This is a genomic window from Aeromonas rivipollensis (genome assembly GCF_037811135.1).
Taxonomy (GTDB): domain Bacteria; phylum Pseudomonadota; class Gammaproteobacteria; order Enterobacterales; family Aeromonadaceae; genus Aeromonas; species Aeromonas rivipollensis.
This window is the reverse complement of record NZ_CP149130.1, coordinates 3,285,856-3,310,024: the sequence shown is the minus strand read 5'-3', so window position 1 is coordinate 3,310,024 and position 24,169 is coordinate 3,285,856. Positions and strand designations below refer to the sequence as shown.

Genomic DNA, 24,169 nt, shown 5'->3' with positions numbered 1-24,169 from the left:
AAGGCGAGCATGCCGGATCAGCTGTCTCCCGGTCTGACCTTCTGATAACAAGAAAATAAAAGAGGGGCACTGAACAGGTGCCCTTGTCTGTACCCGCAATCAAAGGAAAGAGAGATGCAAAAGGATATCGAGACCCTGTTTGGCCATCTGTGGGACAACTACATTCAAGTCACCCCCAGCGCCCACAAGGTTCACCAACTGCTGGGGGGCGGCGCCCCCATCATCAACGATCACGTGGCGTTTCGGACCTACAACCTGCCCAAGCTGGGGCTGGAGAAACTGGCGGCACACTTCCGTGCCCTGGGGTACGAGGAGAAGGGCGAGTACGTATTCAAGGCCAAGAAGCTCTATGCCAAGCACTTCGAGCACTCAGACCCGGACGCCCCCAAGGTGTTCATCAGCGAGCTGAAGGTGGAAGAGCTCTCCGCAGGCGCCCAGGCCATTATCCACAAGCTGGTGGATCAGGTGCCCGATCACCTGACCGATACCCCGGCCTTCCTCTACACAGGGGCGCCCTGGCAGGTCTCCTGGAGCGATTACCAGACCCTGCTGGCGGAGAGCGAGTACGCAGCCTGGATGGCTGCCTGGGGTTATCGTGCCAACCACTTCACGGTCAATATCAACCGCCTGAGCGATTTTGAGACCATAGAAGAGGTCAACTCTGCCCTGAAGGCGGCGGGTTTCGTGCTCAATACCGTCGGCGGCGAGGTGAAAGGGGACCCGCAGGTGATGCTGGAGCAGTCCTCCACCATGGCGGACAAGGCCGAGGTTGCCTTCAGCGACGGCGTGCGCGCCATCCCGAGCTGCTTCTACGAGTTTGCCCGGCGCTACCCGCAGCCGGACGGCGTGCTCTACCCGGGCTTTGTCGAAGCGTCCGCCGACAAGATCTTCGAATCCACCAACGCCATGTAATGGCGGTGGTTGGTAGAAACGCCCCAGATGGGGCGTTTTTTTATGGCGTTCTGTGCCGGATTCTGGTGCCTCTGCGCCGTCCTTGCCCCCCGAAACCGCCCTTTGTCGCTGGCATGCTCCCACCCAAGCCGCTGCGCGGTATCCAGATCGAGGCCCGACCGACCCCCTGTCGGTGGATGGCAGGGGAGAGAAGGGGGCTGCGCCGACCGATGCCTCCCCCCTCTGGGTGGGCCGGGAGGCGTGCCTGTCACACCCGCTGCAGCGCCCCTTCGGTGGCCAGCAAGGTGGCCATCCCGGCGGCGCGGCCCGCCTGAATACCTATCCGGGTATCTTCAAACACCAGGCAGTTGGCGGGGTTGGCGCCGAGCAGCTCGGCCACTTTCAGGAAGGTGTCCGGGTGGGGCTTGTGGTTGTCGATGTCGTCGGCGCTGACCAGCACAGAGATATAGGCATCCAGGCCGGTATTTTTCAAAATGCGCTGCGCATGATCCCGCGATGAGCCCGTGCCTATGCCCATGGGCACCTTGCCGTGGCAGCGCTTGACCAGCTCCCACATGGGCGCAAAGACGCGAACCCGGTCGATATGCTCCAGATAGAGCGCCACCTTGCGTCGGGTGAAGGCATCCACATCGATCTCCAGCCCATGCTGCTCGGCCAGGATGGCGACTATCTTGCGGGTGGGTATGCCGCCGTATTCATTGAGCCGTGCCCGATCAAACGGCAGACCGAACTCGGCGCTGGTTGCCTCCCAGGCATCCAGATGCAGGGGCATGGAGTCCACCAGGGTGCCGTCCATATCGAAGATCAGGGCGTCGTATTGCTCAAACTGGAACTGCTCGGACATGGGGTACTTCCTCCTCGGCCAAAAGAGCACACTACCAGATCCGCTCCCCCTATGCCGCGACCGCCGTCATGGTCGGGGAGGCAGCGGGTGTGACCATGGGCTGCTGATTTATGAGACACTAATGCGCTCTGCGCCTCGGGTGCCGGCATCTCACAGTAGCGAGCCTCTCTATGTCCCCAAAAACCGTCTTCTCAAGCGTGGCTCTGGTGATCGCCCTGGGCTCACTGGAGAAGAGCATAGTCACCACCCCCTTGCCCATCATAGGCGCCGAGCTGAACGCCGGCGCCGCCCTCACCTGGGTGGTCACCGCCTACCTGCTGGCGGCCACCGCGGCCCTGCCCATCTACGGCAAGCTGAGCGACATGTTCGGCCGGGTGCGGATGCTCAACATCGGCATAGGCCTGTTTCTGGCGGGGTCGGTGGCCTGCGCCCTGGCCCAGGATCTGCCGACCCTGCTGGCAGCCCGCGTGCTGCAAGGGCTGGGGGGCGGCGGCCTGATCGCGCTGGCCTTCACCGTTATCGCCGACTGTATTCCCCCGCGCGAGGTGGGCAAGTATCAGGGGTATATCTCGGCCGTCTATGCGGTCTCCAGCATCGCCGGGCCCCTGCTCGGCGGCTACTTCACCGAACAGCTGAGCTGGCGCTGGATCTTCTGGATCAACCTGCCCCTCGGTGCCCTGGCGCTCTGGCTGGTGAACCGCAACCTGGGTCACCTCAACCTGCGCCGCCGCAGCCGCTTCGACTGGCAGGGGGCGGGGCTGCTCATCACTGTCACTACCCTCTCCCTGCTACTGCTCTCGCCGGAAACCACGCTGTCCGCCATCTGGCTGGCGGCGGGGCTGGCCCTGTCCCTGCTGCTGCTCATCCTGGTGGAGCGACGCGCCCAGGATCCCATACTGCCCGCCCATCTGGCCCGCTTGCCCGGTTATCTGGTGAGCGTGCTGCTGGCGCTGGCCTCGCAACTGCTGATGTTTGCCGTGCTGGTCTACCTGCCCCTTCAGATGCAGTGGCAGAAGGGGATGGGGGCCAGCGAGAGCGGCCTCTACATGGTGATCTTCATGGTCTGCATCACGGCGGGGGCCTTCGTCGGCGGCAAGCTCATAGGTCGCACCGGTTACTACAAGCGCTTTGTGGTGGCGGGCTTTGCCCTGGCGGCGCTGGCTCTGTGGCAGATTCACGTCGATCTCTTTGCCAATCTGGGGCTGGGCTTCGCCGGTCTGGGGCTCGGGCTGGTGCTGCCGGCGCTCTCGGTGGTGGTGCAAAACGCCTTGCCGCGGGAAGATCGCGGCATCGGCATGTCCCTGTTCAACTTCGGCCGTGAGCTGGGGGGCGCGGTCGGGGTGGCTATCTGCGCCGTGCTGTTCCACGGGGCCCTGCCGGCCGGGACCAGCCACAACCTGGCCAGCCTGAGCCCCGCCGAGCTGGCCCCGGGTTTCAGCGCCACCTATGTGGGCATGGCGCTGATCGCCAGCGCCGCCCTGCTGGTCACGCTGCTGGCGTTGAAGCGCCACGAGCTGGCCAGCATCCCGGCCTGATACGCTTCCTTGACACAAAAAAGGGCTCCCGAGGGAGCCCTTGTTGCGTGTACTAGTGCGGATCTGCCCATCAGGCCCCGAGGCGGATGGGGCGCAGGGCGGCAATAGCCCCGCCAAAGAGCGCCATGGCCAGCAGCGCCAGGGCCACAGGCCCCGCACTGTAGGCAAACCCGGCGACGGCGGACCAGAGCGCCACCCCGAGGTGCATCATGGTCATCGCCAGCGACATCAGCATGCCCCTGTGGGCTGACGAGAGCCCGGCAATGTGGCCCTGCAGGGCGGGGGATCCTATGCCGCCCGCCAGCGCCCACAGCCCGAGCGGCAGCAGCAGGGCAGGCAGTGAGGCGGGAGAGAGATAGAAGCCGACGCTGGCAGGCACGCAGACCACCAGGGCCAGGCGCATCAGGACGCGCCCGCTCTCGACCCGGCCAGACAAGCGGGGCATCAGCAGGTTGCCGATGACGCTGATGATGCCGAGGGCCCCATAGAGGAGCCCCACAGACCCCATCGACAGGTCCTGGGTGTCGCGCAGGTGCTGGCCGACCAGGTTGAAGAGGCCAATGCCGCCGCCCAGGCCCAGGCACATGGCCAGCAGGGCGCCGACCGCACCCGGTATGGCCAGCAGACGGACGCCCTTCTCCTCCTGCTGCGCCGCCGATCTGTCTGCCGAAGGACTGCCGGCGGGCAGCAGGGCCAGGGCCGCCGCCACCCCCCAGGCACAGAGGCCGAGGAGGATAAAGGCGGCGCGCCAGGAGTGCCACTGAGCGAGCAGCGCCCCCAGGGCCGGGCTCGCTATCATGCCCAGCGTCAGGCCGGACTGCACCCAGGCAATGCGCTTCATGGCATCTTTCCCCGTGCCGTCTGCCGCCAGGGCAAAGGCGATGGGCAGCATGCCGGCACTGGCGAGACCGGTGAGCACCCGGCTTGCCAGCCCCCACTCGAAGCTATCGACCAGGCCGGTAGCGATGGAGGCGGCCCCGAACAGCAAGGCGGCGGGCAGCATGATCCTCACCCTGCCGAGGCGATCCGAGAGGCTGCCGAGCAGGGGGGCGATCAGCGCCAGCGCCAGGCTGTAGGCGGTGATAAACAGCGTGACCCGCTCGGGCTGCACCCCCAGCTCCCGGCCTATGGGGGTCAGCAGGGGGCCCAGCATCAGCTCATCGGCACCTACCAGAAATGCAATTAAAAAGAGCAATACTTTCAATAACATGATGTTCACCTTAAGGATGTGATACCGAGCCGGTGGCCGCGAGGGAGTGAATGTCCAGCACCCGATCCGGCCAGTCTGCCACGAAGGCCTGCTCGTGGCAGACCACCACCACAGTCCCGGCATAGTCCTGCAACGCCTGTTGCAGGGCCGCCTTGACGGCGGCATCCAGATGGGTGGTCGGCTCGTCCAGGATCAGCAGGTTGCTGGGTTGCAGGGCCAGTCGGCACAGCTTCACCTTGGTCTGCTCCCCGCCACTCAGGGCGGCGATCGGTTGCAGTGCCAGCTTGCCCCTGATGCCGACCCGGGCCAGATGCAGCCTGGCGCCCTTGTCATCGAGGGCGGGGCAGGCGGCTTTCACCAGGGCCAGTGGGGTGGCATCCGGATGGGGCCAGTGCAGCGCCTGTTCGAAGTAGCCCGCCTTGACCCCGGGGGAGAGGCTGAGCCGACCGCGCAGGGGGGCCAGATCGCCCGCCAGTGTCTTGAGCAGGGTGGACTTGCCGACGCCGTTGAAACCGGCGATCACCACCTTCTCCCCCCGGCTCAGGGTCAGGGTCAGGGGCGCCAGCAGCGCGCGATCATGGCCGATGACCAGTTCAGAGGCGGCGAGCACCTGCTGGCCGCCGCCCCCGACGCTGCGAAACGCGAGGGAGACCCCCTTGTCCCGCTCCGGGTTGGACAGGCGCTCGATGCGCGCCAGCTGCTTCTTGCGGCCGTTGGCGATGCTGGCGTTGACCCCGGCGCCGTTCTTGGCGATGAACAGCTCCAGCTTGTCGATCTGCCTCTGCTGCGCCTGGTATTGCCGGGCGTGAGCGGCATCATTCGCGGCCTTCTGGGCCATGGCCTTGTCGAGGTTGCCCTGGTATTTGCGAAGCTGCAGGCGATCGATATCGCAGATGCCGGTGGCGATGTGGTTGACGAAATCCCTGTCGTGGGAGACCACCAGGAAGGCGCCCGCGAAGCCGTCCAGGTAGCTTGCCAACCAGGCCACGTGGGTGCTGTCCAGGTAGTTGGTCGGCTCATCGAGCAGCAGCAGATCCGGCGAGCGCAGCAGCAAGCCGGCCAGCATCACCTTGTGGCGCTGGCCGCCGCTCAGATTGGCCAGCCGGGTCTGCATGCCAAGCTGGGTGAGGCCAAGGCCGGCGGCTACCTCGTCGATCCGGCTCTCTATCTGGTAAAACGACTGGCTCTCCAAGGTGGTCTGGAGGCTGGCGGCCAGGGCCAGCTGATGGGGCTGGGCACAGCGCGCCGGGCTGGCATAGATGGTCATCATCTCCGCCTCGGCCCGATAGAGGGGGGCAAAGGCCGTTTGCAGATATGCCCGTATCGTCAGTTGCCCGTCCAGCTCGGCATGCTGGTCGAGGTAACCCCGGTCAAGACCGGGCTGCCAGAGGATATCCCCGGCGTCAGGCTGGCGCTCCCCCTGGAGCAGCTTGAGCAGGGTGCTTTTGCCGACGCCGTTCCTGCCCGTGATGCAGATATGTTCGCGGGGAAGCAGGGTGAAGCTGGCGTCCTGGTACAGTGTCTTGTCACCGAGGTGACAGGTCAGATGGTGAATGCTGAGCAGACTCATGGTGCTATATCCATAAAGAAACGGGGGCGGTACTTGGCGTACCGGCCCCCGTTTCACGCAATATTGAAACTTTGTCCTGAAGATCAGAAACAAAAAGGCCGGCGATGAAGCATCTCGCCGGCCTTTCTCCTGTTCTCATCAGATGCGGGGTCGCCTCCCTCTATGGAGGGCGCAAGCGCTATCTGATGAAGATTCAGAAGAGATGTGGCTCCGGGCAACACTTCATCGTGTTAGTGCACGGAGCACAGCCTCCTGACAGAACATTTGAACAGGATGTACAACATTGCAGAGCAGTCCAACATGAAATCTGGACGCAAAATACGCAGATTCCGGGGGACAGTCAACCCGCTCGCCCCTGAACTGGCCTACTCCGGTCGGTTCTATGCGTGCCTGGCGCGAGCGCCATGGCGGGCTCCACAAGAAGCCAAACCGCCGTCTGGTAGGGGGCAAAGCAGGGCCCTGGCTGGCCGGGGTAGTTGCCCATCAGCAAGCTGGCGTCGCTGGCTAGCTTGTCGAAATGGGGCATGGGCAAGAGGCCTGCGGTGAGATTGGCGAGCAGCAGCAGAGTTTGCGTCTGGCCGGTGGCCGGATCCCGCCAGCTGCGGCGGTAGCTGATGCACAGGGGATCGCCCTCATCCAGCAGCTCGAAGTCGCCATGGCGAATGACGGGGTGGGCCTTGCGCAGGGCGATGAGCTGGCGATAGCAGTGAAACAGGGAGTCGGGGCGGGCCAGCTGCTCGGCGGCGTTGATCTCCATATAGTTGTCGTTGAGCGCTATCCAGGGCTCTGCCGTGCTGAAACCGGCCCGGGGGCCCGAGTCCCACTGCATCGGCGTGCGGGCGTTGTCGCGGCCAATGGCATCGAGGCGGCGGGCGAGCTCGGCGGGGTCCAGTCCCGGCTGGCTGGCGCTGTAGTTGATGGCCTCCAGATCGCGCAGCTCCTCTGGCTGCCAGCGGCGGTTGGTCATGCCAAGCTCCTCCCCCTGATAGATGAAGGGAGTGCCCTGCATCATGTGCAGCACCAGGGCCCACTGCTTGGCACTCAGCTCGCGCCACTCGGGGCTGTCGTCGCCGAAGCGGGAGACGGCGCGGGGCAGGTCGTGGTTACCCAGAAACAGGCTGTTCCAGCCTTGGCCGTGCAGCCCGCTCTGGTGGCGGGCCATGGCGTCCTTGAAGGCGAAGTGAACACCATGCTGAACTCGCTGTCATCCGGGTTCGAATAGCGCCGCATATGGGCCAGATCTGCCCCCCAGGTCTCACCGACAGTGATGATCCCCTTGCCGCCGAAGCTGGCGCCACTCAGCTCGCGGATATAGTCGTGCAGGCGGGGGCCGTTGCTCATGGCAATGGGCGACCACTCCTTGCTCACCATGTCGATCACATCGAAGCGAAACCCCTTGATGCCCCTGGCCAGCCAGAAGTTGATCACCTCCGCCATCTCGGCCCGCACCGCCGGATTGTCCCAGTCGAGATCGGCCTGGCTCGCATCGAAGTTGTGCAGGTAGTAGCGATCAAGCGCCGGCACGTATTCCCAGGCACTGCCGCCGAAGATGGAGTCCAGCGGGTGGGTATCGACGAAGGTCTGGTCCCGAAAGACGTAATAGGTCTGGTAGCGGGGATCCCCGGCCAGCGCCTGCCTGAACCACGCATGTTCGGTGGAGGTGTGGTTGGCGACTATGTCCATCATGATGCCCATGCCGCGCGCTCCCGCCTCGGCAATGAGCGAGTCCATCTCGGCCAGGGTGCCGAAGGCGGGGTCGATGGCGCGGTAATCCGCCACGTCGTAGCCGTTGTCCCGTCTGGGGGAAGGGTAGACGGGGGTGAGCCAGAGCAGGTCCACTCCGAGGGTCGCCAGGTGGTCCAGGCGCTGGCGGATGCCGTTGATGTCCCCCATGCCATCGCCGTCGCTGTCCTGAAAGCTCATGGGGTAGATCTGGTAGATAACGCACTGATCGAGAGTGAGGGTGGGGTGAGGATGCATCAGCGTGGCCGGTGGTGAAGTGGTCCCGCCATGTTACTCAGTGGGAGCCGGGGTCAACAGGGTGAGGTGGGCCTTGAAAAGGGTTCCATTGTTGGCTGATAGCCAAAACTGCGGGCAGGGTCACAAAGCCACCATCCCGACCAGGGCGTGGTCGGGATGGCGGTGTACTCACATGCCCGCCGGCGTGGCCCTTATCGGGTCGCCTCGGGCTGTTCGGCGCCGGGTGTCTGCTGGCGTTCGGCCTGGGCGTCCAGCTCCTTGCCGAGGAAGTAGTTAAGGAAGGTGCGGATCACCGCGATGATGGCGAGGCGGATCAGCTCCTCCTTGCTCGGCGCCACTGTGGTGGCCAGGATATCGGCGGCGAGCTGGAACTCCAGCGCCAGGATGAGCCAGCTACCGAAGCAGAGACGAATGCGCGGAAAGCCGGGCTGGTGATCCCGCACCCGCGCCGCCAGCCAGAGGGTCTTGCCAAGTCCTATCACCACGCAGGCGATGGAGATGATCTCCAGCAGCAGCTGGAACAGCTCGACCCCGTGCATCATGCCCTCTTTCAGGCTTGCTATCTCAAACACTAGGGTCACCTCCCTGATTCAAAAGAGACACTTTTAACACGGCATGGGGGCCGGAGCCAACTCAGAGCCCCTTGAGCAGCATGGCGACCTGCGCGATGGCATGACGGGCCGCAGGGCTGATGCCCACCAGCTGGAAGAAACCGTGGATCACCCCGAGCTGCCGCTGACAGGTGGCGGCAACACCGGCTTGCAGCAGTTTGCCATAGAGGGCCTCTCCCTCGTCACGCAGGGGATCCCACTCGGCCGTGAGGATATGGGTGGGCGGCAGTCCAGCAAGATCAGGATGGTGCAGCGGGCTCGCCTCGGGATGGCTGGCGGGCAGCCTGCCCAGATAGGCCTGAAACCCGCTGAGCAGCATGTCACGGGTGATGAGGTAGTCGTCGCCAAGGTCGCGATAGCTCTGGCTTTCTCCCAGGGCATCGAGCATGGGATAGATGAGGATCTGGGCGGCGGGCAGTGCCGCTCCCGCCTCCTTGAGTCGCAAGGTGGTGATCAGGGCGAGGTGGCCACCGGCGCTGTCGCCTGCGAGTGCGACCCGCCCCGGATCGCCGCGCCACTGCGGCAGCGCGGCCATGATGGCGAGGGTCGCGGCCAGCGCATCGTCATGGGCGGCAGGATAGCTATGCTCGGGGGCGAGGCGTGTGTGGACGGCAAACACCAGGGCATTGGCACTGTTGCACAGCATCCGCATCTGGCGATCGTGGGTCTCGAAATCCCCGCTGACGAAACAGCCGCCGTGGAAGTAGATCAACACCGGATAAGCGGGATCCGGCATGTCCAGGGGTTGGTAACGGCGGATGGCGTAGTGATCGGCCTGCCACTCTTCGATGGCGCCCACCTCTTCCCGCTCACCGCCCAATACGGCAGAGGAAAGATAGCCCTCCCGCCGCGCCTGCCAGCTCATCTCGCTTGCCCTGGGTCTGCCAGCGGCAACAAATTCCGCCACCATGGCCGCGATGGCCGGTTCGAGTTGTTCTTCCATAACGCACCAATAACTGTATATAAAAACAGGTATTGTGCGCTTCTGGTCTGAAATCGCAACCGGCGTTAGTTGAGGCAGCTCACAAAATCAGGCTTCAATCAGTTTGAATTCAATCACATAGAGCGGTGGCAGCGCGGGGTAGATGTCCCGGATGACGGTCTGGAGCTCGGCGAGGGTCATGTTCTCCTGGCGGGCGTGCTCGTCGGTCAGGTCATCGAAGGCCAGGGGCGTAACCGAGAGCACCTCCATGGTGCCAAAGGGCTGGTGCTCCGGATTGGTGAAGAGCGCGAGCCGCTGGCCGGGCTGCCAGTTGGCCTCGCTCTCGTCGCGGATGGTGATGGTCTTGCGGCCGGACTGGATGTCGGCGACGAAGCGGCCGAAGAAGGTGAATTCCGGGTAGGTTGGGGTGTGAACTGACATTTTCTCTCCGAAGGACAAGGGGTGGGCAGGGGCCGGATCAGCCCGAGGCTGCCCATTCTAGGAGTGCCGGGGAGGGCGCGCAGCACTTTTCGCCCGGATGTGCGGGTGGCGTGGGTTGGCGCGCTTGCTCTGCCCTGCAAAGTGGCTGCAAGTGAACCCGAATGTGCGATGATGTGGGCTCCTCTTTCTTGATATGTAACAAAATGGAGAGGGACTGGCTGTGGTCTGATGGCGTCTGGCGCGGTTCCCCGCCCGGCGGACATGAACGAAAGGAGCGAGTGTGAATTCCGAGTTGATCTGGGTGCTCAGCATGCTGGTGGGCGCCATCTTCCTGTTTATTACCAACAGGGTACGCATGGATGTGGTGGCCTTGTTGATCATCATTCTGTTCGTGTTGAGCGGCACCCTGACCCTGCCACAGGCGCTGGCGGGGTTCAGCGATCCCAACGTCATCCTGATCGCCGCCCTGTTCGTGGTGGGGGAGGGGCTGGTGCGCACCGGCATCGCCTATCAGGTGGGGGATGCCCTGGTGAAGGTGGCAGGCAGCAGCGAGACCCGGCTGCTGGTGCTGCTGATGGTGGCGGTGGCGACCCTGGGAGCCGTGATGAGCAGCACAGGGGTGGTGGCCATCTTCATCCCGGTGGTGCTGAGCGTGGCGAACCGGATGGGGATCCCGGCGGGACGGCTGATGATGCCGCTGGGCTTCGCCGGTCTCATCAGCGGCATGATGACGCTGGTGGCCACGCCGCCCAACATGGTGGTCAACAGCGAGCTGATGCGCCACGACATCCAGGGCTTCGGCTTCTTCGGCTTCACCCCCATGGGGGTCATCATTCTGGGGATGGGGATCCTCTACATGCTGTTGATGCGTCACCGTCTGGTGCGTGAGGGGGAAGAGGGCAAGGGTAAACAGGCGGGGCGCAGCACCATGCGCGACCTCATCCGCGATTATCGCCTGGCCGGCCGGGCTCGCCGCCTGGCGATCCGCCCCGATTCTCCGCTGATCGGCCAGACCCTGGACGAGCTGCAACTGCGTGCCCGCTTTGGGGCCAACATCATCGGGCTGGAGCGCTGGCGCAAGTTTCGGCGGGTGATGGTGACCGTCTCCGGCGTCACCGAGTTCCAGGCCAAGGACGTGCTGCTCATCGACATGTCCGACCCCGAGGTGGATGTGCGGGAGTTCTGTGCCGAGGCGCGACTCGAACCCATGATATTGCGCGGGGAGTATTTCTCGGATCAGGCGCGGGAGGTGGGCATGGCCGAGGTGTCCCTCATTCCGGAATCCCGTCTGCTTGGCAAGAGCATCCGCGAGGTGGCCTTTCGTTCCCGCTACGGCCTGAGCGTGGTCGGGATCCGCCGCAACGGTGAGGAGCTCACCGGCAAGCTGGTGGATGAGCCGCTGTTGATGGGAGACAGCCTGCTGGTGGTGGGCAACTGGAGCCTCATTCGCCAGTTGCAGACCCACCACAGGGACTTCCTGCTGCTCGGCCTGCCCGCCGAGGTGGACGAGATGGCGCCGGCTCGCAGCCAGGCCATCCACGCCCTGATCGCCCTCGCGGTCATGATAGTGCTGATGGTGACGGATCCCGTGCCCAACGTCATAGCGGCGCTCATCGCCTGCCTGCTGATGGGCAAGTTCCGCTGCATCGACATGGAGAGCGCCTACAAGTCCATCCACTGGCCGACCCTGATCCTGATCGTCGGCATGCTGCCCTTTGCCCTGGCGTTGCAGAAGACCGGCGGGGTGGATCTCATCGTCGGCGGGCTGATCTCGGCGGTGGGGGAGATGGGGCCCCGTGTCATGCTGGCCAGCCTGTTCGTGCTCTGCGCGGTCATCGGGCTCTTTATCTCCAACACCGCCACCGCTGTGCTGATGGCACCCATTGCGCTGGGTACGGCACAGCAGATGGGGGTCTCTCCCTATCCCTTCGCCATGACCATCGCCATCGCCGCCTCGGCGGCCTTCATGACGCCCGTCTCCTCACCGGTCAACACCCTGGTGCTGGGGCCCGGCAACTACAAGTTCATGGACTTCATCCGCGTGGGGGTGCCTTTTACCCTGCTGGTGATGGTGGTGAGCGTCATCGCCATTCCCTGGTTCTTCCCGTTCTGAGCAGCTTTGATCAGGGGAGAAACACAAGCGGCCTGCGGGCCGCTTTTTATTGACCATATATCCCGACGCTGTGGGATGAGGTCCTGGGCTGACAAGCCAGTGAGCAGAGAGAACGGCAGGGAAGGAGAGGAGGCAAGGGCCGAAATCCAGGCACAAAAAAACCAGCATGAGCTGGTCTGTTTGGTACTGCCTTGATGGTGCGGAAGGAGAGACTCGAACTCTCACGCCTAGGGCGCCAGAACCTAAATCTGGTGCGTCTACCAATTTCGCCACTTCCGCAATATTAATGGTGGCTATGACGGGATTCGAACCTGTGACCCCCGCATTATGAGTGCGATGCTCTAACCAACTGAGCTACATAGCCGTCTTGTATCCGACATTGTCGTGTACAAGTAAAATCGCTGGGTACTAGGGTTTGGACCTAGGCACGTTGACGAGATCAAGACCTCTCACGTTTACCACAGCTATCACCGACAAGGTCGATGAAAGGCAATAATGGCTGGGGTACTAGGATTCGAACCTAGGGATGGCGAGATCAAAACCCGCTGCCTTACCGCTTGGCGATACCCCAACAGCGCTCCTCAACCGTCAATAATGGCGGGCAAAGAACTTTAAAAATGGCTGGGGTACTAGGATTCGAACCTAGGGATGGCGAGATCAAAACCCGCTGCCTTACCGCTTGGCGATACCCCAACTGAACAACTTGTAAATGGTGGCTATGACGGGATTCGAACCTGTGACCCTCGCATTATGAGTGCGATGCTCTAACCAACTGAGCTACATAGCCGTCTTGTATCCGACATTGTCGTGTACAAGTAAAAATGGCTGGGGTACTAGGATTCGAACCTAGGGATGGCGAGATCAAAACCCGCTGCCTTACCGCTTGGCGATACCCCAACAGCGCTCCTCAACCGTCAATAATGGCGGGCAAAGAACTTTAAAAATGGCTGGGGTACTAGGATTCGAACCTAGGGATGGCGAGATCAAAACCCGCTGCCTTACCGCTTGGCGATACCCCAACTGAATGATTAATGGTGGCTATGACGGGATTCGAACCTGTGACCCTCGCATTATGAGTGCGATGCTCTAACCAACTGAGCTACATAGCCAACCGTGCTTCCAGTGAGTCGTTGCCTCGTCACTGTGCGGCCGGAATTATGCGTATCTGGCTCTGGGGCGTCAACCCTTTTTTTGCCAGAAAAACCGAATTTGGGTGCGTTTGGCGAGTTATTGGACGCTGTCGCGCAAAAGCCCAACAATCTGGTTTTTTTTGCGACATTTGGCAGCAGATCCGCAACCTGTGCCCATAGCAAAGAGGCCAGCAAATGCTGGCCTCTCATGGGGTTAGACGTTGAACAGGAAGTTCATGATATCGCCATCCTTGACGATGTAGTCTTTCCCTTCGGCGCGCATCTTGCCCGCTTCCTTGGCGCCTTGCTCACCCTTGTAGGTGATAAAGTCGTCGAAGGCGATGGTCTGGGCGCGAATAAAGCCTTTTTCAAAGTCGGTGTGGATCTTGCCCGCCGCCTGCGGGGCGGTGGCGCCGACCGGAATGGTCCAGGCGCGCACTTCCTTCACCCCGGCGGTGAAGTAGGTCTGCAGGTTCAGCAGCTCGTAACCTGAGCGGATCACCCGGTTCAGACCCGGCTCTTCGATCCCCAGATCGGCCATGAACTCGGCGCGGTCGGCGTCGTCCAGCTCGGCGATGTCCGCCTCGATGGCGCAGCAGACCACGACCACAACGGCGTTCTCGGCGGCGGCGATTTCACGCACCTTGTCGAGGAAGGGGTTGTTGTCGAAGCCATCTTCCGCCACGTTGGCGATGTACATGGTGGGCTTCAAGGTCAGGAAGTTGAGGTGGCTGACGGCCGCCAGCTCTTCCTTGTCCAGCTTCATGCCGCGGATCATCTGGCCGTTTTCCAGGGCAACCCGAATCTTTTCCAGGGTTTCCACTTCCAGCTTGGCATCCTTGTCGCCGCCCTTGGCGCGCTTGGACTGACGGTGGATGGCGCGCTCGCAGGCGTCCAGATCCGACAGGGCCAGCTCGGTGTTGATCACCTCGATGTCATCGGCCGGGGAGACCTTGCCGGCAACGTGGATGATGTTCTCGTCCTCGAAGCAGCGCACCACGTGGCCGATGGCTTCGGTCTCACGGATGTTGGCCAGGAACTGGTTGCCCAGACCCTCACCCTTGGAGGCACCCGCCACCAGGCCGGCGATGTCCACGAATTCCATGGTGGTCGGTACGACACGCTGGGGGTTGATGATGGCCGCCAGCTGGTCGAGGCGGGGATCCGGCATGGGGACCACACCCGTGTTCGGCTCAATGGTGCAGAACGGAAAGTTGGCGGCTTCGATGCCGGCCTTGGTCAGCGCATTGAACAGGGTGGATTTGCCTACATTGGGCAGGCCCACGATACCGCATTTAAAACCCATGAATTGTTACCTTACTTGATAGATGCTGTGAGGGGGCGCAGGCGTCCCATGTCATATTTTTTTGGCCGTCGAGACGGTATGAAACCGCTCATGGCACTGATCATGTCAGGCTTGGGCTCGTTGTTGAACGCGCCCCTGAGTGCAGCCGACTCATGATCGAACATTCCTATACTTTTTCAGCCTTGAAGCTGTGCAGCCGGTTCATGGCCTTGGTCATGTCCTGCTTGAACAGGATATCGGTGGCGCGCAAGGACTCATCCAGTGCGGCCTCGATCAGGCTCTGTTCACTGCTGGGCGCCTTGGTCAGCACGAAGCCGGCGACCAGCTCCTTGGCACCGGGATGACCGATCCCGAGGCGCAGCCGGAAGAAGTTATTGTTGTTGCCCATCCTGGCGATGATGTCCTTGAGGCCGTTGTGGCCGCCGTGGCCACCGCCCTGCTTGAACTTGGCGATGCCGGGGGGCAGATCCAGTTCGTCGTGGGCCACCAGTATCTCTTCGGGGACTATCTGGTAGAAGCGGGCCAGCGCCGCCACCGCCTTGCCGGAGAGGTTCATGTAGGTGTTCGGGATGAGCAGCCGCACATCCTGCCCCTCCACCAGGATGCGGGCGGTGTGGCCGAAGAACTTGGGCTCTTCGCGCAGGCTGACATTGTGCCAGCGGGCCAGTTGCTCCACATACCAGGCCCCCGCGTTGTGGCGGGTCTTGGCGTATTCGGGGCCGGGATTACCCAGCCCGACAATCAGTTTGATTTGATGCGTCACGCTTGATGTCTTCACTCGCTGCTTGCACTACTGGTTGCCATAAACAGAGGGTCCAGGGCAATGGGACGCAATATTCTAGCCGCCGACTGGCGATCACTCAACCAAAGCTCGGCAAGCCGGGGGGAATAACCCGGTAACGGGTCGCCAACTGCCGCAAAAAACGGGCTTCGCCCCGGCCCGTTTTTGCGCAGCGGCTCAGGGGGCGTCGACTTGACCGGCACGCAGCAGAGTCACCGTCTCTTCATCCAGGGCGGTCACCAGGGGGCGGGCATAACGCACATAGTCCACGAACGAGGCCGCATCTGTGCCGCAATCCACGTTGGCAGCCTTGCAGTCGAGGGCCTCGCCCGGCCCATAGACGGCGCCGAGCTGCTCGCCGCGCTTTGCCACTGCCAGCACCGGGAAGGCGGTCAGCTGGCCCGCCACCCAGGCGAGATCCACGCGTTCTGTACTCTGGCTTTCGGCACTCTGACGCTGCGCCCGTGCCAGGGCCTGCCAGCCGTCGTTGCCGTTGGCGCTGTAGGCGTTGGTCACCACCCGGTAGCGCCGCCCATTCACCAGATCCTGCCACTGACCCTCGGCCGTCTGCCACTGCAGCCGGGTCAGATGGCCCGCCTTGCCAGCTTCGGTCTCCTTGAAGGTGTAACGCAGATGGCCGCCATAGGGGAACTTGCCCGCATGAGCGTTGGCGGGCAGGGTGGCCGTGATGGTTTCGGTCAGCAGGGCCCGCACCTCGGCGCCGGAGAGGGTCAGTACGCTGAGCGGGTTCTTGAACGGCAGCAGGCTGAGGGCCGCCTCCCCCTGTCGCAGCTCACCGGCGGGCAAGTCGGCGCGCACGCCTCCCACCGCCAGCAGGGCGAAGTCGACCGGGCCGCCGGTCAGGGCCTGCACCTGCGGGGTGTTGGCCCAAACGTATTGGCCTTCCGCCACCAGGGGCGCGACGTCGGAGCCGTGGTTGTCGCTGCCGTTGTCGCCGGGGCGGCGGGCATTTTGCAGTGGCTCGGGAAGGGTGCCGATGACGGGGCCGTAGGCCTGCTCCAGCGCCGGCTTGTAGTGGCTGTCGATGAGGCCGCGCAGGCGCGGATCTTCATCCACCGTCACCAGGTTGGGCTGGGCGTCGATGAACTTGCCGGCCTGCTGGCTGCGGGTCTTGTCCAGCCTCTGCTGGCGGGCTGGATCGGCGAAGAAGTCGCGGCTGGCCAGCAGCTGGTTCTGACCCTTGCAGGCGATGACCCGGCCCTGGGCGTCGAAGCTGACCCGGGCAAGACCGATGGCCTGGGCATAGGATCCCGCCTGCACCACGCAGGTCAGACCCACGCCGTCCGGATTGGTGACCAGCTGGGCGTATTCCCCCGTCTTGCCCCAGCCGACGTTGCGAAAGTCACCGAGCAGGCTGTGGGAGTGGCCGCCGACTATGGCATCGAGGCCGTTCACCTTGGCCGCCAGCGCGAGATCCCGGGCGTTGCCGATGTGGGTGAGGGCCACTATCCGGTTGATCCCCCTGGCCTGCAGCAAGTCGACCGTGGCCTGGGCCGAGGCCACTTCTTTGGCAAAGCGCAGCTTGCCGACGTTGGGGGAGATGTTGGCCATGTCCTCCAGCACCAGCCCGATGACGGCGACCAGCTGCTTGTCTGCGGGCAGGTGGGCGAGATCGGTGACCGGGCTCTTCTGGTTGCCATCGAAGGCATAGACCACGAAGGGCTTGAGGTTGCTGGCCTGGCGCAGGTCCGGGTCGTCGCGGCCGTCCAGGTTGGCGGCCAGCACCGGGAAGTTCACCCCCTGGATGAAGCGGGCCAGCTTCTGGTTGTCGAGATCGAACTCGTGGTTGCCAAGGGCCATGGCATCGAAGCCGAACTGGCTCAGCAACTCGGCATTGGCCATCCCCTCGTTGAGCTTGAAGTAGCCGCTGCCCTGCCAGGCGTCGCCCCCGTGCAGCAGCAACAGCGGCTGGTTCTTGGCGAGCGCCTCGGCCTGGTAGGCCTTCGTCATGGTGAGCAGGCGGGGATAGCCGCCAAGGCGGGTGTAGAGGGTGTCGGTTTCCCCCTGCTTGCCGAAGAGAGGCCCCTTCAGCTCGGCGTTGACCGGGTCGAACTGGGAGTGGGTGTCGTTCATGTGTGCCAGGGTCAGGGTGAAGGGCGGATCCTGCTGGCCGGTCAGGCAGGCAGAGAGCAGGGCGCACAGCGGGAGGAGAGTGAGGAGACGCAAGCACTTCATGGGGACATCCTTAACCTGCGGGGGCAGGGCATTACTTTGGCCAGGCTTGAAAAAACAAAAACCGCCAGTTGGCGGTTTTTGTCACAACGGGGCATATCAATGCTCAAACATGGCAGAGATGGACTCTTCGTTGCTGATACGACGTATGGCTTCGGCCAGCACGGAGGAGAGCGTCAGCTGCTTGACCTTGCCGACGGCCTTCATCTCGGCGGTGAGCGGGATAGAGTCGGTGATGATCAGCTCGTCGATGACCGAGTTCTTGATGTTTTCCACGGCGGTGCCGGAGAAGACAGGGTGGGTCGCATAGGCGAATACACGCTTGGCGCCACGCTCTTTCAACGCTTCGGCCGCCTTGCACAGGGTGCCGCCGGTATCGATCATGTCGTCGACGATGACGCAGTCACGGCCGGCCACGTCGCCGATCAGGTGCATGACCTGGGAGACGTTCGGGCGGGGACGACGCTTGTCGATGATGGCGATGTCGGTGTCGTCCAGCAGCTTGGCGATGGCACGGGCACGGACCACGCCGCCGATGTCCGGCGATACGACAACAGGAGACTCGAGGTTCTTGGACAGCATGTCTTCCAGCAACACAGGGCTGCCGAACACGTTGTCTACGGGGACATCGAAGAAGCCCTGGATTTGCTCGGCATGCAGGTCAACGGTCAGCACGCGATCCACACCCACGCTGGAGAGGAAGTCGGCGACGACCTTGGCGGTGATGGGCACTCGGGCGGAGCGGACGCGACGGTCCTGACGGGCATAACCAAAGTAGGGAATAACGGCAGTGATACGGCCAGCTGAAGCACGACGCAGTGCATCCACCATGACGATCAATTCCATCAAATTGTCGTTGGTCGGGGCACAGGTGGATTGAATGATGAAGATATCGCCACCGCGTACATTCTCATTGATCTGTACGCTGATCTCGCCGTCGCTAAAGCGACCTACGGCAGCATTGCCGAGTTTGATAAACAGGCGATCTGCGATCTTCTGGGCTAGTTCCGGCGTTGCGTTACCAGCAAACAGCTTCATGTCAGGCACGGTTTGAAACCTCGGGGTTGCATCCAGTATGTGGGGAGTCTGATTCAGACCCGTATCGTTTGGGGGCAAACGATTTATCAAGATAACGGACAAGGCCTCTGGAAGCTCTGTGGTGGCGCCGGATTACCCGGGTGGACGGCAGAGCCACCACCTTCGGCACCATCACGTCAGATTGGCCAGGGTATCAGGATCCGCACCTAGGCACATCGACGAGATCTAAATCTCTTGATGTGACCCGCAACAATGTCCAGTTGGCTGGGGTACTAGGATTCGAACCTAGGAATGGCGAGATCAAAACCCGCTGCCTTACCGCTTGGCGATACCCCAATCACTGACTTGTTGCAAAGTGGCGAAGAGTGGTGATATGTTCTCGCCCTTGGCGACAAACCCATCCCAGCCTTCCGGCACCCTTGCCAACACCTTCCGAGCAGCCACTTCGTCTTCAAATTGAGCAAAGACGCAGGCGCCAGTGCCCGTCATTCTTGACGGCGCGTATTCTAGCAACCAGCCGAGCGCATTGGCAACCTCGGGGTGGCGCTTTTTCACCAGCAATTCGCAATCGTTTTTCCACACCCCTTCCAGCAGGTTGTGCAATGTCATCCTGGGGGTGTTGCGGGGCAGCTCGGGATCCTGAAAAACTGCCGCCGTTGCCACATGACAATCGGGTTTGAGCACCAGATACCAGGCGCTCGGCAGCTCGACCGGCTGCAGCTTCTCCCCGACCCCTTCCGCAAAGGCGGCCCGGCCGCGCACGAACACGGGCACGTCGGCCCCCAGCTGCACCCCGAGTTCCGCCAGCTCGTCTTCGCCGAGCCCCGCCTGCCAGAGATGATTCAGGGCCACCAGCGTCGTGGCGGCGTCAGAGGAGCCGCCGCCGATGCCACCCCCCATGGGCAACAACTTCTCCAGCCGGATATGGGCCCCCATCGGGCTTGGCAGCCTCCCCTGCAACAGGCGGGCGGCACGGATGATGAGATTCTGTTCATCCGGCACCCCGGGGATGGCCGGGCTCAGGGTGAGCAGGTCGGTATCGGCGAGCGGCTCGAATTCCAGCCAGTCGCCGTGATTGAGGAAGATGAACAGGGTCTGCAGCTCGTGATAGCCGTCGGGACGGCGGCCGTTGACGTGCAGGAAGAGGTTGAGCTTGGCCGGCGCCGGCCAGCGGATCGCCGTCTTCGGCGCGCTCTGGTCTGGGAGGCTCATCATGGCGCCAGGGTCCATTGGTTGATCTGCAACTTGAGGCGGCTGCCCTGGCCGGTCATGGTCAGCAGGTGGGGCAGCCGGTAGTTGTCCTGATCCCGGTAGTCCCCATAGACGATCTGCCACTGACCGTCGCGCACCGAGGCCAGGCTGGCGTCGGGGTTGAGCTCGAATTCGGCCTCACCCGGCAGTCCCTTGATCCACTCCGGCAGCCCGGTGACCGGAATATTCCAGCCGGTGAGCTGATAGACGAGGGCCTCGGCATCCTGGCTCTGGTGCACCTTGCCTTCGTTGTCGGTCAGGGTGATCTCCCCCTTGCTGCGGGAGAGCTCCAGAATATGGGTGCCGATGAGGCTGGTGAGGTTGAGGCGATAGTCATCGCCGTTCTGCTGCCAGTTGAGGCGGGCGCTACCCTTCTGGCGGGCCGTGATGATGGCCATCTTGCCCGACAGCTCCCAGTGGGTCAGCTGCTCGAGACGGGCCCGTTCCTGCTGCCAGTTGACCTGATCCCGCTGGGGTTGAGTGGTGGTACAGCCGGCCAGTACCAGCAGGCAGGCGAGGGAGAAGATACGCAAGAACAAGGTCGTGCTCCGGATAAGAGATTTGCCACAGTATAAGGGGCGGCCGTATTGCTTTTAAAGACTTACCCTTTCTCGTACAATTGTCGGCCTTCATACCCTGTGCACGAAACGATCATCACCCACCCATGAGTCTGCTTGCCCTCGGAATCAACCACAACACCGCCAGTGTCGCCTTGCGGGAGCGGGTCGCATTTGGCCCGGACTGCATCGATCGCGCCTTGCGTGAGCTGGTGGAGCAGCCCGGTGTCAGCGAGGCGGTGATCGTCTCCACCTGCAATCGCACCGAGCTGTACTGCAGCCTGGAGCAAGGGCAGGGGGAGCAGGTGCTGAGCTGGCTGCAGCGGTTCCACGAGCTGGAGGCGAGCGAGGTGCTCTCCGCCATCTACCGGCACCACGACGAGGAGGCGGTGCGCCACCTGATGCGGGTCGCCTGCGGGCTCGACTCCCTGGTGCTGGGAGAGCCGCAGATCCTGGGGCAGATCAAGCAGTCCTACGCCCACGCCCAGCAGGCGGAAGCGGTGAAGGGATCCCTCGAGCGCCTCTTCCAGAAATCCTTCTCGGTGGCGAAACGGGTGCGTACCGACACCGAGATCGGCGCCAGTGCCGTGTCGGTGGCCTTCGCCGCCGTGAGCCTGGCCCGCCGCATCTTCTCCGATCTCTCCCAGACCAAGGTGCTGCTGGTGGGGGCGGGCGAGACCATCGAACTGGTGGCCCGTCACCTGCGCGAGCAGAGCGTCACCCGCATGATGGTGGCAAACCGCACCCTGCAGCGGGCCCAGCTGCTGGCCGAGGAGTTTGGCGCCCAGGTGATGACCCTGGAAGAGATCCCGGACTACCTGCACGAGGCCGACATCGTCATCAGCTCCACCGCCAGCCCCCTGCCCATCATCGGCAAGGGCATGGTGGAGCGCGCCCTCAAGGCCCGCCGCTTCAGGCCCATGTTCCTGGTGGACATCGCGGTGCCCCGCGACATCGAAGCCGAGGTGGACGAGCTCTCCGACGCCTATCTCTACACGGTGGATGATCTGCAGGGCATCATCGAGCAGAACCTCGAGACCCGCAAGCGGGCGGCCGCCGAGGCCGAGCTCATAGTGCAGGAGGAGCGCGACGACTTCATGGGCTGGTACCGCAGCCAGCATTCGGTCGATCTCATTCGCGATTATCGCCACCAATCCCAGCAGGTGGCGGATGAAGAGTTGCAGCGTGCCCTGCTGGCCCTGCAACAGGGCGAGAATGCCGAGCAGGCCCTCAAGGCCCTGGCTCACCGCCTCACCAACAAGTTGATCCACGCACCGACCCAGGCCCTGCGCCAGGCCGCAGCCCAGGGGGACAGCCACAAGCTGTCCCAACTGCGTCATGTGCTGGGGTTGTCAAAAGAGTCATAGTTCCGGGGTGGCCAGCCGGCTGCCCCTTCCTCCATCGAGAACACAAGATTTATGAACCCGTCATTGATCAGAAAGCTGGAAGGCCTCATCGAGCGCCACGAAGAAGTACAGGCCCTGCTCGGCGAGCCCGGGGTCGCCTCGGATCAGGACAGATACCGTGCCCTGACCCGGGAATATGCCCAGCTCGAAGACATAGTGCACGCCTTCCAGCGCTTCCGTCAGGCCGAGGAGAACCTCGAGACCACCAAGCTGATGCTGGAAGAGGACGACGCCGACCTGCGCGAGATGGCGCAGGAGGAGCTGCCGCTCGCCAAGGCGACCTTCGAGGAGCAGGAGCAGGCGCTGCAGGTGATGCTGCTGCCGCGGGATCCCAAGGATGACAACAACTGCTACCTGGAGATCCGCGCCGGTGCCGGCGGCGACGAGGCGGCCATCTTCGCGGGGGATCTGTTCCGCATGTACTCCCGTTACGCCGAACGTCAGGGTTGGCGCGTCTCCATCGTCAGCTGCAACGACGGCGAGCACGGCGGTTACAAGGAGGTGATCGCCAAGGTGGATGGCGAACATGTCTACGGCCGCCTCAAGTTTGAATCCGGCGGCCACAGGGTGCAGCGGGTCCCCGAGACCGAGTCCCAGGGCAGGGTGCACACCTCCGCCTGTACCGTGGCCGTGCTGCCGGAAGTACCGGAAGCCGAACAGATCGAGATCAACCCCTCCGAGCTGAAGATCGACACCTTCCGCGCCTCCGGGGCCGGTGGTCAGCACGTCAACAAGACCGACTCCGCCATCCGCATCACCCACCTGCCCACCGGCCTGGTGGTGGAGTGCCAGGATGAGCGCTCCCAGCACAAGAACCGCGCCAAGGCGATGTCGGTGCTCTCCGCCCGGTTGCAAGCGGCCGAGGACGAGCGCCACCGCGCCGCCGAGCAGAGCACCCGCCGCAACCTGGTGGGCTCCGGCGATCGCTCCGAGCGCATCCGTACCTACAACTACCCCCAGGGGCGTCTCTCCGAGCACCGCATCAACCTCACCCTCTATCGTCTGGGGGAGATCCTCGAAGGGGATCTGGATTGCGTCATCACCCCGCTGGTGCAGGAGTATCAGGCGGATCAGCTCGCCTCCCTGGCCGAGAGCAATTAATGCAGATCCAGCAGGCTCGTGCCCACATCATGGCGACGTTGGCCGGGGGGGAGTCCCCCCGCGCCGACGCCGATGCGCTGCTCTGCCATCTGCTGGGTTGCCGGCGCAGCTACCTGATGACCTGGCCGGAGCGCGAGCTCGATGGCGCCCAGCAGGCCACCCTGCAAGCCTGGCTTGATCGTCGGCTGGCCGGTGAACCCATAGCCCACCTCATCGGCGAGCGGGAGTTCTGGTCGCTGCCTCTCAAGGTGAGCCCGGCCACCCTGATCCCGCGCCCCGACACCGAGGTGCTGGTGGAGCAGGCGCTGGCGCGTCTGCCAGCCGGCCCCTGCGCCCTGCTGGATCTGGGTACCGGCACCGGCGCCATCGCGCTGGCACTCAAGTCCGAGCGGCCCGATGCCGATGTATGGGCGGTGGATCGGATGCCGGACGCCGCCGCCCTGGCCCGCTCCAACAGCGCCGCCCTGGGATTGCCCATAGCAGTGCGGGACGGCAGCTGGTTCGAGCCCCTGTCGGATGCGCCGCGCTTTGCCATGATCGTCTCCAACCCGCCCTATATCGACGGGGCGGATCCCCATCTGGAGGAGGGGGACGTGCGCTTCGAGCCCCGCTCCGCCCTGGTGGCAGACGAGCAGGGGCTGGCGGACATTCGCCTGATAGTCGCCGGTGCCCCCGCCCATCTGTGCCCGGGGGGCTGGCTGCTGCTGGAGCACGGTTGGGAGCAGGGGGCAGCGGTGCGTCAGCTTCTGCTGCAACAGGGCTACTGCCAGGTGGAAACAGTGCGGGATTATGGGGATAACGAGCGGGTGACTCTGGGTCGTCTGGCGCCGTGATGATGACGGGCGGAGCTGTCCGCCCCTGTGAAGGAAACCATATGTATGTTGCTCTCAAACATCTGCACCTCACCCTGATTGTCGGGGCCGTGCTGATGTTCATGCTGCGCTTTTACTGGGCCCAAACCGGCTCCACTCATGCCCGTAACGGCCGGGTGCTGCAGGCCAGCGGCTGGCTCAATGGCCTGGTGGTGCTCTCCGGCGTGCTGCTGTGCATGGTGCTGGATCTCAATCCCCTCAACAACGGGATCCCCTGGCTCAGCGAGAAGCTGAGCGCCGTGCTGGCGGTGGCCTTCCTCGGCATGATGGCGCTGCGCCTGGCGCGCAGCAACAGCATCCGCTGGTTTGCCTTCCTGGGGGCCCTGGGGTGGATCTTCTTTATCGCCAAGCTTGCTGTCCTGAAACAGGCCAGCCTGTTCGGCTAGGGATGACGAC

19 protein-coding genes, 9 tRNA genes and 1 pseudogene are annotated in these 24,169 nt (G+C 63.4%); 7 read left to right on the top strand and 22 right to left on the bottom strand.

The window, feature by feature from the left end; genetic code table 11:
• Positions 1–114: 114 nt before the first annotated feature.
• The gene (locus WIR04_RS14955; RefSeq protein WP_025326164.1) at positions 115–912 is read left to right on the top strand and encodes a DUF1338 domain-containing protein; all 798 of its coding nucleotides are present in this window, start codon (positions 115–117) and stop codon (positions 910–912) included.
• 247 nt (positions 913–1,159) lie between these two features.
• Here the strand turns inward: WIR04_RS14955 and WIR04_RS14950 are convergent, their stop codons facing one another.
• On the bottom strand, positions 1,160–1,756 hold the full coding sequence (locus WIR04_RS14950; protein WP_338887926.1) for a beta-phosphoglucomutase family hydrolase: 597 nt from the start codon (positions 1,754–1,756) through the stop codon (positions 1,160–1,162).
• 170 nt (positions 1,757–1,926) lie between these two features.
• On the opposite strand from WIR04_RS14950, the gene WIR04_RS14945 reads away from it, so the two are divergent.
• Positions 1,927–3,291 (top strand): MDR family MFS transporter, encoded by a 1,365-nt coding sequence (locus tag WIR04_RS14945; RefSeq protein WP_338887924.1) that lies wholly within the window; start codon positions 1,927–1,929, stop codon positions 3,289–3,291.
• A gap of 70 nt (positions 3,292–3,361) precedes the next feature.
• On the opposite strand, the gene WIR04_RS14940 is transcribed toward WIR04_RS14945, so the two are convergent.
• From WIR04_RS14940 to yqfB, 6 genes and pseudogenes are all read right to left on the bottom strand, one after another.
• Entirely contained in the window at positions 3,362–4,501 is a 1,140-nt protein-coding gene (locus WIR04_RS14940; protein ID WP_338887922.1) for an MFS transporter, read from the bottom strand.
• Positions 4,502–4,511: 10 nt separating this feature from the next.
• Entirely contained in the window at positions 4,512–6,071 is a 1,560-nt protein-coding gene (locus tag WIR04_RS14935; protein WP_338887920.1) for an ABC-F family ATP-binding cassette domain-containing protein, read from the bottom strand.
• Positions 6,072–6,489: 418 nt separating this feature from the next.
• Positions 6,490–8,051 (bottom strand): annotated as a pseudogene (locus WIR04_RS14930) (alpha-glucosidase); the annotation flags it as partial.
• 191 nt (positions 8,052–8,242) lie between these two features.
• A complete protein-coding gene (locus tag WIR04_RS14925; RefSeq protein ID WP_338887918.1) occupies positions 8,243–8,623 on the bottom strand; it encodes a DUF1622 domain-containing protein in 381 nt (126 codons plus the stop codon).
• Positions 8,624–8,684: 61 nt separating this feature from the next.
• The gene (locus WIR04_RS14920; RefSeq protein WP_338887916.1) at positions 8,685–9,605 is read right to left on the bottom strand and encodes an alpha/beta hydrolase; all 921 of its coding nucleotides are present in this window, start codon (positions 9,603–9,605) and stop codon (positions 8,685–8,687) included.
• Between the two features lie 87 nt (positions 9,606–9,692).
• Entirely contained in the window at positions 9,693–10,025 is a 333-nt protein-coding gene (yqfB, locus tag WIR04_RS14915) for a N(4)-acetylcytidine aminohydrolase (protein WP_025326172.1), read from the bottom strand.
• Between the two features lie 280 nt (positions 10,026–10,305).
• Between yqfB and WIR04_RS14910 the strand changes: the two genes are divergently transcribed.
• Positions 10,306–12,138, top strand: a complete 1,833-nt coding sequence (locus WIR04_RS14910) for an SLC13 family permease (protein ID WP_338887914.1) — start codon at positions 10,306–10,308, stop codon at positions 12,136–12,138.
• Between the two features lie 195 nt (positions 12,139–12,333).
• On the opposite strand, the gene WIR04_RS14905 is transcribed toward WIR04_RS14910, so the two are convergent.
• The 15 genes from WIR04_RS14905 to lolB all read right to left on the bottom strand — a co-directional run bounded on the left by WIR04_RS14905 (position 12,334) and on the right by lolB (position 20,376).
• Positions 12,334–12,417: transfer RNA gene (locus WIR04_RS14905), tRNA-Leu, on the bottom strand.
• 8 nt (positions 12,418–12,425) lie between these two features.
• A tRNA-Met gene (locus WIR04_RS14900) sits at positions 12,426–12,502 on the bottom strand.
• 132 nt (positions 12,503–12,634) lie between these two features.
• A tRNA-Gln gene (locus tag WIR04_RS14895) sits at positions 12,635–12,709 on the bottom strand.
• A 47-nt stretch (positions 12,710–12,756) separates the two neighbouring features.
• A tRNA-Gln gene (locus WIR04_RS14890) sits at positions 12,757–12,831 on the bottom strand.
• Between the two features lie 17 nt (positions 12,832–12,848).
• Positions 12,849–12,925, bottom strand: a tRNA-Met gene (locus WIR04_RS14885).
• A 35-nt stretch (positions 12,926–12,960) separates the two neighbouring features.
• Positions 12,961–13,035, bottom strand: a tRNA-Gln gene (locus tag WIR04_RS14880).
• Positions 13,036–13,082: 47 nt separating this feature from the next.
• Positions 13,083–13,157, bottom strand: a tRNA-Gln gene (locus tag WIR04_RS14875).
• 13 nt (positions 13,158–13,170) lie between these two features.
• A tRNA-Met gene (locus tag WIR04_RS14870) sits at positions 13,171–13,247 on the bottom strand.
• A gap of 235 nt (positions 13,248–13,482) precedes the next feature.
• Positions 13,483–14,574, bottom strand: a complete 1,092-nt coding sequence (gene ychF, locus WIR04_RS14865) for a redox-regulated ATPase YchF (RefSeq protein WP_025326174.1) — start codon at positions 14,572–14,574, stop codon at positions 13,483–13,485.
• Between the two features lie 166 nt (positions 14,575–14,740).
• Positions 14,741–15,337, bottom strand: a complete 597-nt coding sequence (pth, locus tag WIR04_RS14860) for an aminoacyl-tRNA hydrolase (RefSeq protein WP_025326175.1) — start codon at positions 15,335–15,337, stop codon at positions 14,741–14,743.
• 195 nt (positions 15,338–15,532) lie between these two features.
• Positions 15,533–17,551, bottom strand: a complete 2,019-nt coding sequence (locus WIR04_RS14855) for a bifunctional metallophosphatase/5'-nucleotidase (protein WP_338887909.1) — start codon at positions 17,549–17,551, stop codon at positions 15,533–15,535.
• A 96-nt stretch (positions 17,552–17,647) separates the two neighbouring features.
• Positions 17,648–18,595 carry a ribose-phosphate pyrophosphokinase gene (locus tag WIR04_RS14850; protein ID WP_338887908.1) on the bottom strand — a complete coding sequence of 316 codons (948 nt, stop codon included), beginning with the start codon at positions 18,593–18,595 and terminating at the stop codon, positions 17,648–17,650.
• 252 nt (positions 18,596–18,847) lie between these two features.
• Positions 18,848–18,922: transfer RNA gene (locus WIR04_RS14845), tRNA-Gln, on the bottom strand.
• Complete coding sequence (gene ispE / locus WIR04_RS14840; RefSeq protein WP_374048960.1) at positions 18,902–19,798, bottom strand: 4-(cytidine 5'-diphospho)-2-C-methyl-D-erythritol kinase; 897 nt, start codon at positions 19,796–19,798, stop codon at positions 18,902–18,904. Before ispE ends, WIR04_RS14845 begins: the two co-directional genes overlap by 21 nt.
• A complete protein-coding gene (gene lolB / locus WIR04_RS14835; RefSeq protein ID WP_162520188.1) occupies positions 19,798–20,376 on the bottom strand; it encodes a lipoprotein insertase outer membrane protein LolB in 579 nt (192 codons plus the stop codon). The genes ispE and lolB overlap by 1 nt, the downstream gene beginning before the upstream one ends.
• Before the next feature lie 125 nt (positions 20,377–20,501).
• Here lolB and hemA point away from each other — a divergent pair, with 125 nt between their 5' ends.
• From hemA to WIR04_RS14815, 4 genes are read left to right on the top strand one after another with little or no spacing between them, the layout of a single operon-like run.
• The gene (gene hemA / locus WIR04_RS14830; protein ID WP_307765616.1) at positions 20,502–21,761 is read left to right on the top strand and encodes a glutamyl-tRNA reductase; all 1,260 of its coding nucleotides are present in this window, start codon (positions 20,502–20,504) and stop codon (positions 21,759–21,761) included.
• A 51-nt stretch (positions 21,762–21,812) separates the two neighbouring features.
• Entirely contained in the window at positions 21,813–22,901 is a 1,089-nt protein-coding gene (prfA, locus tag WIR04_RS14825; RefSeq protein WP_025326181.1) for a peptide chain release factor 1, read from the top strand.
• A complete protein-coding gene (prmC, locus tag WIR04_RS14820) occupies positions 22,901–23,734 on the top strand; it encodes a peptide chain release factor N(5)-glutamine methyltransferase (protein ID WP_307765615.1) in 834 nt (277 codons plus the stop codon). The genes prfA and prmC overlap by 1 nt, the downstream gene beginning before the upstream one ends.
• A gap of 41 nt (positions 23,735–23,775) precedes the next feature.
• Positions 23,776–24,159: a SirB2 family protein gene (locus tag WIR04_RS14815; protein ID WP_025326183.1), complete on the top strand. Its 384-nt coding sequence runs from the start codon at positions 23,776–23,778 to the stop codon at positions 24,157–24,159.
• Positions 24,160–24,169: the final 10 nt, after the last annotated feature.

What these genes read in the sequence shown, in the direction of transcription:
- WIR04_RS14955 (WP_025326164.1), top strand. Translation starts at nt 115, where the DNA reads ATGCAAAAGGATATCGAGACCCTGTTTGGCCATCTGTGGGACAACTAC.
- WIR04_RS14950 (WP_338887926.1), bottom strand. Translation starts at nt 1,756, where the DNA reads ATGTCCGAGCAGTTCCAGTTTGAGCAATACGACGCCCTGATCTTCGAT.
- WIR04_RS14945 (WP_338887924.1), top strand. Translation starts at nt 1,927, where the DNA reads ATGTCCCCAAAAACCGTCTTCTCAAGCGTGGCTCTGGTGATCGCCCTG.
- WIR04_RS14940 (WP_338887922.1), bottom strand. Translation starts at nt 4,501, where the DNA reads ATGTTATTGAAAGTATTGCTCTTTTTAATTGCATTTCTGGTAGGTGCC.
- WIR04_RS14935 (WP_338887920.1), bottom strand. Translation starts at nt 6,071, where the DNA reads ATGAGTCTGCTCAGCATTCACCATCTGACCTGTCACCTCGGTGACAAG.
- WIR04_RS14920 (WP_338887916.1), bottom strand. Translation starts at nt 9,605, where the DNA reads ATGGAAGAACAACTCGAACCGGCCATCGCGGCCATGGTGGCGGAATTT.
- yqfB (WP_025326172.1), bottom strand. Translation starts at nt 10,025, where the DNA reads ATGTCAGTTCACACCCCAACCTACCCGGAATTCACCTTCTTCGGCCGC.
- ychF (WP_025326174.1), bottom strand. Translation starts at nt 14,574, where the DNA reads ATGGGTTTTAAATGCGGTATCGTGGGCCTGCCCAATGTAGGCAAATCC.
- WIR04_RS14855 (WP_338887909.1), bottom strand. Translation starts at nt 17,551, where the DNA reads ATGAAGTGCTTGCGTCTCCTCACTCTCCTCCCGCTGTGCGCCCTGCTC.
- ispE (WP_374048960.1), bottom strand. Translation starts at nt 19,798, where the DNA reads ATGAGCCTCCCAGACCAGAGCGCGCCGAAGACGGCGATCCGCTGGCCG.
- hemA (WP_307765616.1), top strand. Translation starts at nt 20,502, where the DNA reads ATGAGTCTGCTTGCCCTCGGAATCAACCACAACACCGCCAGTGTCGCC.
- prfA (WP_025326181.1), top strand. Translation starts at nt 21,813, where the DNA reads ATGAACCCGTCATTGATCAGAAAGCTGGAAGGCCTCATCGAGCGCCAC.
- prmC (WP_307765615.1), top strand. Translation starts at nt 22,901, where the DNA reads ATGCAGATCCAGCAGGCTCGTGCCCACATCATGGCGACGTTGGCCGGG.
- WIR04_RS14815 (WP_025326183.1), top strand. Translation starts at nt 23,776, where the DNA reads ATGTATGTTGCTCTCAAACATCTGCACCTCACCCTGATTGTCGGGGCC.